The sequence below is a fragment of the Streptomyces sp. NPDC046308 genome, assembly GCF_055588065.1.
On the sequence record NZ_JBVJFB010000002.1, the window covers coordinates 753220 to 767786 of the forward strand.

Sequence of the window (14567 nt, forward strand, 5' to 3'; positions counted from 1 at the left end):
AATCCGGTGGCAGCCATTCCGGTTATCAGGGCCACGGAAACAGCCCGCAAAACCCCCCGCCCACTCGGCGAACCGAATGAGGCCTCTTTTCTTCTCACACCAACTCCATCTGTCCGATATCCATGGGCGACTCTACTCAGAGTTTCAACGCAGACCACCCTGACCTGCGATTTTTATGTGGGTCACACGCTGACCACCCCATTTGATCCACTACATCCACTAGGTCCACTTAGAGCTCATTTCCAGGATGCCTGATTGGCTAATTCCGCCTGTTAGTCTGCGCCCTAAATCTTTCTAGAAGCATGGGGTGGGGTGTGAGAAAATTTCGTGTGCGAGGACTTTCTGTGGCGTTGGCCACAGTAGTCCTCTCAGGCATGTTGCCCGGCGCAATTGCCGTAGCGGACAGCAAAGCCAAGCCTTCGCTGTCAGAGCTCAAGCAGCCGAAGGCGGTGCCGGTCAAGCCGGTTCGTGCGGGTGGGGCGAAGAAAGCCGATGACGCGGGGGCGACTCCGTGGAAGGCGCCGAAGGTCTCCTGGCCGGCCGCCGGTTCGGCGGAGGTGGACCTGATTTCGGCTTCGGCGTCGGGTCCGGTCTCGAAGTCGTTCCTGTCGGGTGCCGCTCGGGGGCCGGCCGTCGGATCAGGCTCGCCGCAGGCGGGCAAGCTCCCTGTCGCGGTCTACGTCGCGCCGGGCAAGGCGGCCGAAGCGCCGTCGAAGGTCAAGGTCTCCGTCACCGGCAAGGACGAGGCGCGCAAGGCGGGCGTCGACGGTGTCCTGCTGTCGGTGAGCCGCTCCGACGGCGCCACGCAGTCCGCGTCGGCGAAGGTCGAGGTGGACTACAACTCCTTCCGGGGCGCCTACGGCGGCGACTACGCCTCCCGGCTGCGCCTGGTCGAGCTTCCGGCGTGTGCGCTGACGACTCCCGACCGCGCGGAGTGCCGTACGCAGAAGCCGCTGCAGACGCACAACGACACCCGCACGGGCAAGCTCTCGGCCCAGGTGACCACACCGTCGGCCAAGGCCGCGGGTGCGCAGGCCATGTCCGCCTCCGCTGCTTCGCGCAGCGGGACCGTACTGGCCGCGACGGCCGGTGACGCGGGTCCGACGGGTGACTACAAGGCGACCTCCCTCCAGCAGTCGGGCTCGTGGAGCTCGGGCGGATCGACGGGCGCCTTTTCCTGGTCCTATCCGGTCGCTACGCCCTCCGTGCCCGGCGGGCCGGCCCCGCAGATCTCGCTCGGCTACAGCTCCCAGTCCGTCGACGGCCGCACCGGCGCGTCCAACAGCCAGAGCTCGTGGATCGGTGACGGCTGGAACTGGGAGCCCGGCTTCATCGAGCGCAAGTACAAGCCCTGCAACGACGACAAGACCGGTGGCACCAACACCTCCAAGGTCGGCGACCAGTGCTGGTTCAACGACAACGCCACGATGTCGCTGGGTGGCAAGTCGACCGAACTCGTCTACGAGCAGGGCAAGGGGTGGCACCCGGCCTCGGACTCGGGCGAGAAGGTCGAGAAGCTCACCGGCGCCACCAACGGCGACAAGGGCACTGCGGGCGTCGATGGTGTGGGTGAGCACTGGAAGATCACCACGACCGACGGCACGCAGTACTTCTTCGGCCTGAACCGTCTTCCCGGCTGGAAGGACAACGGCACGGCCGCTGACGACCCGACGACCAACTCGACCTGGACCGTCCCGGTGTTCGGCAACCAGTCGGGCGAACCCTGCTACAACGCCTCGTTCGCGAGCGCGTGGTGCCAGCAGGCCTGGCGCTGGCAGCTCGACTATGTCGTCGCCCCCGGCGGCAGCGCCATGGCGTACTACTGGAAGACCGAGACCAACAACTACGGCCGCAACTTCTCGGAGACCACCGGCAAGGCCACGGTCACGCCGTACATCCGTGGCGGCTGGCTCGACCACATCGACTACGGCCTGCGCTCCGACACGGTCTACACCGGCAAGGCCATGGCACAGGTGAAGTTCGACGTCAACGAGCGCTGCCTCACCGGCTGCGGCACCTTCGACGAGGCCAACGCCACGAACTGGCCGGACTCGCCGTACGACATGTTCTGCAAGGACGGGTCCACGGAGTGCAAGAGCCAGTTCTCGCCGACGTTCTGGTCGCGGATACGCCTCACCGGGATCAACACCAGGATCCTCACGGGCGGCGCGTACCAGGACGTCGATTCCTGGATCCTGGACCAGAACTTCCCGCCGGCGGGCGACGGCATCTCCACCCCGATGTGGTTGAAGTCCATCGTGCGCACCGCCAAGGGGGGCGCCGCGCCGGACGTCCCGTTCGATCCCGTCACCTTCGCGGGTGAGCCGCGCCCCAACCGGGTGGACAAGACCGGGGACGGCCTGGCCCCGTACATCCGGCTGCGGATGTACCAGGTCAACACCGAGACCGGCGGCACCATCGGTGTCACCTACTCCCAGCAGGACTGCACGCCCACCACGCTCCCGGCCGCGGACGCGACGAACACCACGCGCTGCTTCCCGGTCAAGTGGGTGTGGGAGGGGGACGACTCAAAGCTCGACTGGTTCAACACCTACGTCGTCACCCAGATCGTGGAGGGCGACAACCTGGCTTCGACGCCCGACAAGGTGACCTCGTACACCTACGTCGGCGGAGCGGCCTGGGACAAGGACACCAGCGAGTTCACCAAGGCCGAGGACCGCGTCCACTCCGTCCCGCGCGGCTATGAACTGGTCCAGACCCGCACCGGTGCGGCCAGTGACCCGAAGACGCTGTCGGAGACCCGCTACTTCCGGGGCCTGGACGGCAAGGCGGTCAAGGACGGCACCGGGACCGCGGTCACGGACCGGCCCGAGTTCGCCGGCATGGTCCGCGAGACGGCTACGTACGACGGCGACGACACGGCCAAGCTCGTGGGTGCGACGTCCAGCACGCCGTGGCGCTCGGGTGAGGTGGCCAAGCGTCTTCGCCCCGGCCTCCCCAACCTCGTCTCCTACAAGACCAATGTCGAGAAGGAGTCGACCCGTACCACCGTCGCCGGGGGCACCCGCACGATCGAGACCATCCACCACTTCGACGACTACGGCATGGTCGACTGGCAGTCGAGCACCGGTGACACCGCCAAAACCGGCGACGAGTCCTGCACGAGGACCAGCTACGCGCGCAACACCGCCACCTGGATCCTGGACCGGCAGAGCCACGTCGAAACCGTCGCGCTGCCCTGTGAAACCACCGGCAGCACTCCGGCGGACGTCATGAGCGACACCCGGACCTACTTCGACAACGGTACGCTCGGCACCGTACCCGGCACGGGTCTGGTGACGAAGACCGAGAAGATCAACGGCAAGGGCGACGGCTACGACACCACGTCGAGCATCCCGTCCACGTGTGGTGCGGCCAAGGACCAGCTCTGCTACGACATGTACGGCCGGGCACTGGCGGCCGCCGACGCCTACGGAAAGGTCACCACCACCGCGTACACGCCGGCCACCGGCGAGGTCCCGACCGCGATGACGGTGACCAACGCGCTGGGCCACACCGTCACCAGCCAGCTCGACCCACTGCGCGGTCAGGCGACCAAGGTCACCGACCCCAACGGCAAGGTCGTCACGACGGCGTACGACGCCCTGGGCCGGGTGACGAAGGTCTGGGTCCCGAACTGGACCGCGGAGGCCAACCCGGACCTGCCGAGCCGGGTGTTCGAGTACACCGTCCGCAACAGTGGTCCCAATGTCGTCACGTCGAAGACGCTGACGCACGACTACAAGTACTCCGTCGTCCACTCCATCCAGGACGGTCTGCTGCGCGAGCGCCAGACGCAGACCCAGTCGCCGGACCTGGCAGGCCGTCTGGTCACGGAGACCTTCTACGACACCCGCGGCCTCGCTTGGCGCACCTCTGGCACCTACTACGCCGACGGCGCACCTTCGCCCGACCTGGTCACGGGGCAGGAGCTCACCTACCCGGCCTCCACCGACACCCTCTTCGACGGTGCCGGCCGCCCGACGGCGGTGATCGCCAAGAAGTTCGGCACCGAGACCAAGCGCACCACGACCAGCTACACCGGCGACACCACCACGGTCATTCCGCCCCAGGGCGGCACCACGACCACCACCGTCGTCGACGCGCTGGGCCGCACGGTCGAGGCCAAGCAGTACACCGACCCGGCCCGCACCGCCTCGCAGTCGACCGTCTACACCTACAACAAGCTCGGGCAACTGGCCCAGGTCACCGACCCGGGCAACGCCAAGTGGACGTACACCTACGACGTCCGCGGTCGTCAGGTCGAGGCGAACGACCCGGACAAGGGCGTCACCAAGACGGCTTACGACGTCGGTGACCGCGTCATCGATGTCACCGACGCCCGCGGCGTCACCCTGCACACCGACTACGACGACCTCGGCCGTCCCGTCGCCACCAAGCAGGGCGCGACGACGCTGACCTCTTCCGTATACGACACCGTGGCCAAGGGCCAGCCGGCCAAGTCCACACGCTATGTAGACGGTAAGGCGTACACCTCGGAGGTCCTGGCCTACAACGACCTCTACCAGCCTCTCGAATCCCAGGTCACCGTCCCGTCCCATCCGGACACCGGCGCCCTGGCCGGCACGTACAAGTGGACGAACACCTACAACATCGCCGGCCAGGTCCTCACGACCAAGCACCCGGCCATGGGCGGCCTCCCGGCCGAGACGGTAGGAAGCACCTACAAATCGGTCTCCGGTCTGCTCAACAACATGGGCGCCGGCACCAGCCGCCTCGTGTCGTCGATGACGTACGACCACTACGGCCGAACCATCCGGCAGGAACTGGGCGCCGCCGGCCAGCGCCTGTACCGGTCGAACGAGTTCGACGAGCACACCGGCGCCCTCACCCGGGCCTATGCCGATCGTGACCTCGCCCCTCAGCGGATCGAGGACACCAAGTACACGAACGACCCCGTCGGCAACCTGACCGCCATCGCCACCGCATACGGCCAGGACATCACCCGGACGACCGACACCCAGTGCGTCAACCTCGATGCCCTGCGCCGCATCACCGAGGCCTGGACCAACAAGGCCGAGACCTGCGCGGCCGCTCCGTCGACCACCGTCATCGGCGGCGAGGACCCGTACTGGACCACGTACACCTACGACGCCGTCGGCAACCGCAAGACGGAGACCAAGCACAAGACCGCCTCGGGCCCGACCGCGGACACCGTCCGCACCTACGCGACACCGGCCGTCGGAAAGCACGGTCTTCCCAAGGTCACCCAGACCGGTACTGACCCGCACGAGGAGGCGTTCACCTACGACGCGGGCGGCAACACCAAGACCCGCAAGAGCGGCACGGGTGAGACCCAGTACCTCGACTGGGACGCGGAGGGACGCCTCAAGTCCCTCGTGCAGGGCACTGCCACCGACTCGTTCGTCTACGACGCGACCGGTAACCGCATCCTGCGCAAGGAGAAGGACGCCACCACCCTGTACCTGCCCTCCGGGAACGAGTTGAAGCTCGACAAGACGGGCACACCCACCGGGACCCGCTACTACGGCGACGTCGCGATGCGCACGGGTGGCAAGCTCACCTTCACCCTCGCCGACCACCACAACACCAGCACCACGCAGATCACCGCCGACACCACCCAGACGGTCACCCGCCGCAAGACGGGCCTGTTCGGAGAATCACGCGGCACCCAGCCGACGGCGTGGACCGGCGAGAAGACCTTCGTCGGAGGAACCAAGGACAACGACAGCGGCCTGACCCACATCGGCGCCCGCGAGTACGACCCCCTGATCGGCCGATTCATCTCCGTCGACCCGATCATGGACCTCAAGGACTCCCAGCAACTCCACGGCTACACCTACGCCGCGAACAACCCCTTCACCTTCTCCGACCCGAGTGGCCTCAAATACTTCGAAGGCGACAACGACGGCGGCTTCCAGTCCAAACCGCAGAGCGTCGTCAGCGCGGCCACAAGATACGGTCACTACGGAGACGACAGGCCCAACAGGGTCTGGCAGCAAACCAAGGGAGCCCGTCAGACAGCGAAGAGCGGCGGCCGACTGAGCAAGGAAGATATCATTTTGCTCGGGAAGGATTTGGACCGCGAGGATTTCCTGAACACGCGCTGGCCTAATTCATGGGAGAAGCAAGGGCAACAGCCGTGGGCGCGACCCGAGGGCCCCAATCCCACCTTGAATCTGGCAGAACTGACTCTCTGCTTGAGCAACCCTTTGGAATGCTGGGAGGTGAAGGAGGTGATGCAGTGGGCCTGGGACGTTTCAGACGCCGAGAAAGACCCGAGCGTCGATAACAATGCCTATCGGCACGCCCTTTGGCAAGGGCGCATGACAGTAGAATTCGGCGCCAAGACGGCTGAAGCGTGGGGCGATGCCCATGAGGCATATTTTCCGTATGCCGAGCAGCGCGACCACATCGCCGACCTTTATAACAATGTCCGGGGGAGGGCCATCGGGCAGGCGATTCGCCAGGCGTCGAAGGAGAGCGGAGAACAACCGACCCAATGGCTCAAGCAGAGACAATTTGAACCCCTGATATCCCGAGCCAAAGAATTCGCCAGTTCCGATCAAATCGCGAGGGCTACGGATTTTGAATTCAACCTATCCACTCTGAAACCTCGAGGGCGCCGATGAATAGATCCCTTCGACGTACCGCAGCCTTCGGCTTCCTCATTGCCGCGAGCTTCGCCTTGGCATCATGCGGACCTCACAGCTCCCGCATCGAGAAGCTCACGGCGGTGGACGTCGCCGGCACGTGGGAGAGCAACAAAGGCGGTCGAATCACGTTAACAGAGGAAGGAGCAGTCTCGTTTAGCAACATCACGCAGGACCCATACTGCGTTCCGGAAAACCTCCGGGCCGCAGTCCCGCGCACATCCGGCGACGGGAAATGGAAATTTGAAACCATCCCGGACGAACTTCCGGGCGTCCGGATCGAATTCGACACAGGGCTGGACAAGCCCACCCATTGCACACTGAATGCAATGTGGGTGGGGACGCGGCCTTACGTTGAAATATATCTACGCCAGGACGACGGCATGGGCGAGCGATACAAAAGAGATCCTGTCGCGGACCGATAAGATGCTTCCGCGATAGGGGCGTCGAATTTCGGACACGAACTTCGCGCCTGTGGGGCCGGGGGTCTCATTGGTTCGCTCGTAATGACGAGCCGCGCGACCCCCGCCCCCCAGTAGGAACTGCCGCCGGGGCTTTTCGGTGGCCGCCGCGCTATACGGCCTGCAGGCCCGCCGCGTCCAGGAGGTAGGCGACCAGCGGGTCGTAGTGGCGGGGGTCGCGGACGTGGTCGTCCAGGGGGATCGCGACCTGGAGGGTGCCTTCGGCTTCGCCGAGGAAGAGGGCCGGGTCGTTGCAGTCGGCGTAGCCGACCGCGTCCAGGCCGCGCTGGGCCGCGCAGCCGGCCCAGCCGTGGTCGGCGACGACCAGGTCCGGCTGGGGGCGGTTCTCGGCCGTCAGGCCGTCGAGGATCGCGGCCATCGGCTCCGGGGAGTGGGTGTGCCAGAGCGTGGCGCCCCGCTCCAGGACCGCGACGTCGGCGAACTGCCACACCGAGCCCTCGTCGGCCACCAGGCCCGAGGGGATGACGACGATCTCGCAGCCCGCGGCGCGCAGGGCCGCCGCCGTGGCGCGGTGGACGTCCAGCAGTCCGCCCGGGTGGCCGGTGGCGAACAGCACGCTCTGCCGGTCGAGCGCCGCCTTGCGCAGCCGCGCCGCCAGCCGGTCCAGGCCGGCCACGGTCAGCTCCGGGTCGATGGTGTCCTGGCCGTACCGGAAGGCCGGGTCGTCCACGACCCCGCACCGCTCCGCCATCACCGCGAGGACGTCCTGTTCGTCCGTCCAGCGGTCGCCCAGCTCCAGCCCGAGCCAGTAGTGCCGGTCACCGTTGGCGAGCTTGCGGTAGTGGGAGAGGTTGTTCTCGCGCGGAGTCGCCACCTGCCCCGCGATCCGCGTACGGACCAGATGGTCGATGAGTTCGGCACGGCTCGGCGTCTCTATCGGCTTCGGCATACGGGCCATTCTGCCGCCGCCCGGGCGGAGGCGGCGCGTCCATTCCGATCGGCGGACGCCCCGGGTCATGCCGACAGCGCCCCGAACGCCCCGTGCGCGAGGCGGCGCAGCAGGGATTCCGTCGCCTCCCGGCCCAGGGCCGCCAGGTGGGGGGTGGAGTTCAGCAGGCCGAAGACCGCGTGGACCGAGACGCGCACCTCGGCCTCGGCGACCTCCGGGTGCAGTTCCCGTACGACCTCCACCCACAGCTCCACGTACTGGCGCTGGAGCTGCCGTACGAGCTTGCGGTCGGCCTCCCGCAGCCGGTCCAGCTCCCGGTCGTGCAGGGTGATCAGCGCCCGGTCGTCGAGCGCGAAGTCGATGTGCCCGTCGATGAGGGAGGACAGGACCCGCTCCGGGGCGCCCGCCGCCTCCGCCACCCGGTGGCGGCCGCCGGTCAGCAGCCGCTCGCTGATACCGACGAGCAGCTCGGCCAGCATGGCGTCCTTGCCCGCGAAGTGCCGGTACAGGCCGGGGCCGCTGATGCCCACCGCGGCGCCTATCTCGTCGACGCCGACACCGTGGAATCCGCGCGCGGCGAAGAGGCGGGCGGCCTCACTGAGGATCTGCTCGCGACGGGTGGGGGCGGCCGCTCTGGTGCTCATGGGAAACCATTCTAGACAGGGCCGTTAGCGCTCGTTAACCTAGGCCGTACATGCGTTAACGCTTATTAACAGCGTGCACCGAGCAAGGGAGCTCGACCGATGCAGCAGGCACCAGTGCTGACGAGCGCCGCGGACCCGGCGTCCGAGGCCTGGCGGACCAACGAGGCCGCCCACCGCGAGCTGACCGAGGGCCTGCGCGCCCGGCTCGACGCGGCCCGGCTCGGCGGCGGCGAGAAGGCCCGCGCCCGCCACACCGCCCGCGGGAAGCTCCTCCCCCGCGACCGCGTCGACACCCTCCTCGACCCCGGGTCGCCCTTCCTGGAGCTGGCCCCGCTGGCCGCCGAGGGCATGTACGGGGGCGCCGCCCCCGCCGCCGGGGTCATCGCGGGCATCGGCCGGGTCAGCGGCCGCGAGTGCGTGATCGTCGCGAACGACGCCACCGTCAAGGGCGGCACGTACTACCCGATGACCGTCAAGAAGCACCTCCGCGCCCAGGAGGTGGCGCTGGAGAACCGTCTCCCCTGCCTCTACCTGGTCGACTCGGGCGGCGCCTTCCTCCCCATGCAGGACGAGGTCTTCCCGGACCGGGAGCACTTCGGCCGCATCTTCTACAACCAGGCGCGCATGTCGGGGGCCGGCATCCCGCAGATCGCCGCCGTCCTCGGCTCCTGCACGGCGGGCGGAGCGTACGTACCGGCCATGAGCGACGAGGCCGTCATCGTCCGCAACCAGGGCACGATCTTCCTCGGCGGCCCGCCGCTGGTGAAGGCCGCCACCGGCGAGGTGGTCACGGCCGAGGAGCTCGGCGGCGGCGAGGTCCACTCCCGCGTCTCCGGCGTGACCGACCACCTCGCGGAGGACGACGCGCACGCGCTGCGGATCGTACGGAACATCGTGGCGACCCTCCCGGAGCGCGGAGCCCTGCCCTGGGCGGTCGAGGCTCCGGAGGAGCCCAAGGTGGACCCGTACGGCCTGTACGGCGCGGTCCCCGTCGACTCGCGCACCCCGTACGACGCCCGCGAGATCATCGCGCGGATCGTGGACGGGTCCCGCTTCCAGGAGTTCAAGTCCGAGTTCGGCCAGACCCTGGTCACCGGCTTCGCCCGGATCCACGGACACCCGGTCGGGATCATCGCCAACAACGGCATCCTGTTCGCCGAGTCCGCCCAGAAGGGCGCGCACTTCATCGAGCTGTGCGACCAGCGCGGCATCCCGCTCCTCTTCCTCCAGAACATCTCCGGCTTCATGGTCGGCAAGGACTACGAGGCGGGCGGCATCGCCAAGCACGGCGCCAAGATGGTGACGGCCGTGGCCTGCACCCGGGTGCCGAAGCTGACGGTGGTCGTCGGCGGTTCGTACGGCGCGGGCAACTACTCGATGTGCGGGCGGGCGTACTCGCCGCGGTTCCTGTGGATGTGGCCCAACGCCAAGATCTCCGTGATGGGCGGCGAGCAGGCGGCCTCGGTCCTCGCCACCGTCAAGCGCGACCAGATCGAGGGCGCGGGCCAGGAGTGGCCGGCCGAGGACGAGGAGGCCTTCAAGGCCCCGGTCCGCGCGCAGTACGAGGAGCAGGGCAACGCCTACTACGCCACGGCCCGGCTGTGGGACGACGGGGTCATCGACCCCATGGAGACCCGGCAGGTGCTGGGGCTGGCCCTGACCGCGTGCGCGAACGCCCCGCTGGGCGACTCGGGCTTCGGCATCTTCCGTATGTGACGTGAGGACCTCACTGATGTTCAGCACTGTTCTGGTCGCGAACCGCGGCGAGATCGCGGTCCGGGTCATCCGCACGCTGCGGGAGCTCGGCATCCGCTCCGTGGCCGTCTTCAGCGACGCCGACGCGGACGCCCGGCACGTACGGGAGGCCGACACGGCCGTCCGGATCGGCCCGGCGGCGGCCGCCGAGAGCTACCTGTCCGTGGAGCGGCTCCTCGACGCCGCCCGGCGCACGGGCGCCGAGGCCGTCCACCCGGGCTACGGCTTCCTCGCCGAGAACGCGGCCTTCGCCCAGGCCTGCGCGGACGCCGGGCTGGCCTTCATCGGGCCGCCGGCCTCCGCCATCTCCCTGATGGGCGACAAGATCCGCGCGAAGGAGACGGTGAAGGCGGCGGGCGTGCCCGTGGTCCCCGGCTCCTCCGGCAGCGGCCTGACCGACGCCGAACTGGTCGCGGCCGCGGTGGAGATCGGCATGCCGGTGCTGCTCAAGCCCTCCGCGGGCGGCGGCGGCAAGGGCATGCGGCTGGTCCGCGACGAGGCGGTGCTGGCCGAGGAGATCGCGGCGGCCCGCCGCGAGGCGAAGTCCTCCTTCGGCGACGACACCCTCCTCGTGGAGCGGTGGATCGACCGGCCGCGGCACATCGAGATCCAGGTGCTGGCGGACGCCCACGGGAACGTCGTGCACCTCGGCGAGCGGGAGTGCTCGCTGCAGCGCCGGCACCAGAAGGTGATCGAGGAGGCGCCGTCGGTCCTGCTCGACGAGAAGACGCGTGCGGCGATGGGCGCGGCGGCGGTCGACGCCGCCCGCTCCTGCGGGTACGTCGGCGCGGGCACGGTGGAGTTCATCGTCCCGGGCGTGGACCCCTCCTCCTACTACTTCATGGAGATGAACACCCGCCTCCAGGTCGAGCACCCGGTGACGGAGCTGATCACCGGGCTGGACCTGGTGGAGCAGCAGATCCGGGTGGCGGCCGGCGCCCCGCTGGGCTTCGACCAGTCCGGGGTGACGCTCACCGGGCACGCGATCGAGGCCCGCGTCTGCGCGGAGGACCCGGCGCGCGGGTTCCTGCCGTCGGGCGGTACCGTCCTCGCCCTCTCCGAGCCGGACGGCGGGGCCGTGCGCACGGACTCCGGGCTGACGGCGGGCGTGCCGGTGGGGTCGACGTACGACCCGATGCTGTCGAAGGTGATCGCGTACGGGCCCGACCGCGCCAGTGCGCTGCGCCTGCTGCGGGGGGCTCTGGCGGACACCGTGATCCTGGGCGTCCAGACCAACGCCGGTTTCCTGCGGAGGCTGCTGGCCCATCCGGACGTGGTGTCGGGTGACCTCGACACCGGGTTGGTGGAGCGGGACCTCGCCGAGCTCCTGCCGGAGGGGGTCCCGGACGAGGTGTACGTGGCTGCGGCGCTGCTGTCTCTCCCCCACCCCGCCCCTTCCCGAGACCGGGGCTCCGCCCCGGACCCCGGTCCTCAGACGCCGGACGGGCTGAAGGGGTGGCTCGACCCCTTCGACGTCCCCAACGGCTGGCGCCTGGGCGGCACCCCCGCGTGGACGGTGCACCACCTCCGCCTGCCGGGCCAGGCACCCGTACTGATCGAGACGCGGCTCAGCGATCCAGCCTCGCCGGCGTTTGAGGCGCGGGGTCTGGGGCAGAGCCCCGGCGCACCGGCGCGAGCCCGGATCGTGGCCCGCACCACCGACCTCGTCACGGTCGAACTCGACGGCGTCACGCACCGGTTCAGCCACGCGACCTCCCCGGAGGGGACCTGGCTCGGCCGCGACGGCGACAGCTGGCACGTCCAGGCGTACGACCCCGTCGTGGCGAACCTCAGCGGGGCCGGACGCGGCGGCGCCGACACCCTCGCCGCCCCCATGCCCGGCACCGTCACCGTCGTCAAGGTGGCCGTCGGCGACCGGGTGACGGCCGGGCAGAGCCTGCTCGTCGTCGAGGCCATGAAGATGGAGCACGTCATCTCCGCCCCGCACGCCGGCACCGTCACCGAGCTCGACGTGACCCCCGGCACCACGGTCGCGATGGACCAGGTCCTGGCCGTCGTCACCCCCGACGAGGACGAGGAGGGCGCCGCGTGAACAGGCTGCCCATGACCGTCCCGGTCCCCGGCCTCCCGGCCCGGGTCCGGATCCACGAGGTCGGCGCGCGGGACGGGCTCCAGAACGAGAAGAGCGCCGTACCGACGGAGGTCAAGGCGGAGTTCATCCACCGCCTGGCCGCCGCCGGGCTCACCACCGTCGAGGCCACCAGCTTCGTGCACCCCAAGTGGGTTCCGCAGCTGGCCGACGCCGAGGCGCTGTTTCCGCGGCTCGCGGACCTCGAGGGGGTGGCCCTGCCCGTCCTCGTCCCCAACGAGCGCGGTCTGGACCGCGCACTCGCCCTCGGGGCCACCCGGATCGCGGTCTTCGGCTCGGCCACCGAGACCTTCGCCTCCCGCAACCTCAACCGGACCGTGGCCGAGTCCCTCGCGATGTTCGAGCCCGTCGTGGCCCGCGCGAAGCAGGACGAGGCGCACGTGCGCGGCTATCTCTCGATGTGCTTCGGCGATCCCTGGGAGGGTCCCGTCCCGGTCCACCAGGTCGTTCGGGTCGCGAAGTCCCTGCTGGACCTCGGCTGCGACGAGCTGAGCCTCGGCGACACCATCGGCGTCGCCACTCCCGGCCACGTCCAGGAGCTGCTCGGCGCCCTGAACGAGGCGGGCGTCGGCACCGACCGCATCGGCGTGCACTTCCACGACACCTACGGCCAGGCCCTCTCCAACACCCTCGCCGCGCTCCAGCACGGCGTGACCACCGTCGACGCCTCCGCCGGCGGCCTCGGCGGATGCCCGTACGCGAAGAGCGCCACCGGCAATCTCGCGACCGAGGACCTGGTGTGGATGCTCGACGGTCTCGGCATCGAGACCGGGGTCGATCTGGCCGCCCTCACCGCCACGAGCGTGTGGATGGCCGAACAGCTGGGGCGTCCCAGCCCCTCACGTACCGTCCGCGCCCTCTCCCACAAGGAGTAGTCACACCATGTCCCTCGACCACCGGCTCACCCCTGAGCACGAGGAACTCCGCCGCACTGTCGAGGCGTTCGCGCACGACGTCGTCGCCCCGAAGATCGGCGACCTGTACGAGCGGCACGAGTTCCCCTACGAGATCGTCGCCGAGATGGGCCGCATGGGCCTGTTCGGCCTGCCGTTCCCGGAGGAGTACGGCGGCATGGGCGGGGACTACCTCGCCCTCGGCATCGCCCTGGAGGAGCTGGCGCGCGTCGACTCCTCGGTCGCCATCACCCTGGAGGCCGGTGTCTCCCTGGGCGCCATGCCGATCTACCTCTTCGGCTCGGAGGAGCAGAAGCGGGAGTGGCTGCCGAGGATGTGCTCCGGCGAGATCCTCGGCGCGTTCGGTCTGACCGAGCCCGGCGCGGGCTCCGACGCCGGCGGCACCCGCACCACGGCCGTCAAGGACGGCGACGAGTGGGTCATCAACGGTTCGAAGTGCTTCATCACCAACTCCGGTACGGACATCACCGGTCTGGTCACGGTCACCGCCGTGACGGGCCGCAAGGCGGACGGCCGCCCGGAGATCTCCTCGATCATCGTCCCGTCCGGCACCCCGGGCTTCACGGTGGCCGCGCCGTACTCCAAGGTGGGCTGGAACGCCTCGGACACCCGTGAGCTGTCCTTCGACGACGTACGGGTGCCCCTGGCCAACCTGGTGGGCGCGGAGGGCCGCGGCTACGCCCAGTTCCTGCGGATCCTCGACGAGGGCCGGATCGCCATCTCGGCGCTCGCGACCGGGCTCGCGCAGGGCTGTGTGGACGAGTCGGTGAAGTACGCCAAGGAGCGGCACGCCTTCGGCAAGGCCATCGGCGACAACCAGGCCATCCAGTTCAAGCTGGCCGACATGGAGATGCGCGCCCACATGGCCCGCATCGGCTGGCGCGACGCGGCCTCCCGGCTGGTGGCCGGCGAGCCCTTCAAGAAGGAGGCGGCGATCGCGAAGCTGTACTCCTCGACGGTGGCCGTCGACAACGCGCGTGAGGCGACCCAGATCCACGGCGGGTACGGGTTCATGAACGAGTACCCGGTGGCCCGCATGTGGCGGGATTCCAAGATCCTGGAGATCGGCGAGGGCACCAGCGAGGTGCAGCGCATGCTGATCGCCCGTGAACTGGGCTTCTCCGCCTAGCCGCAGAGC

Annotated in this window: 7 protein-coding genes; 5 read left to right on the forward strand and 2 right to left on the reverse strand. The window is 69.0% G+C overall.

From position 1 onward, the window contains the following. Positions 1-557 precede the first annotated feature (557 nt). Positions 558-6614, forward strand: coding sequence for an RHS repeat domain-containing protein (locus ACZ6JT_RS10790; protein ID WP_469209104.1), 6057 nt, complete (start codon positions 558-560; stop codon positions 6612-6614). Between the two features lie 594 nt (positions 6615-7208). On the opposite strand, the gene ACZ6JT_RS10795 is transcribed toward ACZ6JT_RS10790, so the two are convergent. Together ACZ6JT_RS10795 and ACZ6JT_RS10800 are read right to left on the reverse strand one after the other, a co-directional pair. After that, positions 7209-8015 carry a phosphatase gene (locus tag ACZ6JT_RS10795; RefSeq protein ID WP_469209105.1) on the reverse strand — a complete coding sequence of 269 codons (807 nt, stop codon included), beginning with the start codon at positions 8013-8015 and terminating at the stop codon, positions 7209-7211. Positions 8016-8071: 56 nt separating this feature from the next. After that, positions 8072-8650, reverse strand: a complete 579-nt coding sequence (locus tag ACZ6JT_RS10800; RefSeq protein ID WP_362808860.1) for an SACE_7040 family transcriptional regulator — start codon at positions 8648-8650, stop codon at positions 8072-8074. Positions 8651-8749: 99 nt separating this feature from the next. On the opposite strand from ACZ6JT_RS10800, the gene ACZ6JT_RS10805 reads away from it, so the two are divergent. Genes ACZ6JT_RS10805 through ACZ6JT_RS10820 form a run of 4 tightly spaced genes read left to right on the forward strand, consistent with a single transcriptional unit; the run spans position 8750 to position 14558 of the window. Further along, the gene (locus ACZ6JT_RS10805; RefSeq protein WP_385809910.1) at positions 8750-10366 is read left to right on the forward strand and encodes a carboxyl transferase domain-containing protein; all 1617 of its coding nucleotides are present in this window, start codon (positions 8750-8752) and stop codon (positions 10364-10366) included. Between the two features lie 16 nt (positions 10367-10382). Continuing rightward, positions 10383-12458, forward strand: a complete 2076-nt coding sequence (locus tag ACZ6JT_RS10810; protein ID WP_469209106.1) for an acetyl/propionyl/methylcrotonyl-CoA carboxylase subunit alpha — start codon at positions 10383-10385, stop codon at positions 12456-12458. 11 nt (positions 12459-12469) lie between these two features. Beyond that, positions 12470-13390: a hydroxymethylglutaryl-CoA lyase gene (locus ACZ6JT_RS10815; RefSeq protein WP_469209628.1), complete on the forward strand. Its 921-nt coding sequence runs from the start codon at positions 12470-12472 to the stop codon at positions 13388-13390. A gap of 7 nt (positions 13391-13397) precedes the next feature. Further along, positions 13398-14558, forward strand: a complete 1161-nt coding sequence (locus ACZ6JT_RS10820) for an acyl-CoA dehydrogenase family protein (RefSeq protein WP_469209107.1) — start codon at positions 13398-13400, stop codon at positions 14556-14558. The last annotated feature ends 9 nt before the right edge of the window (positions 14559-14567 follow it).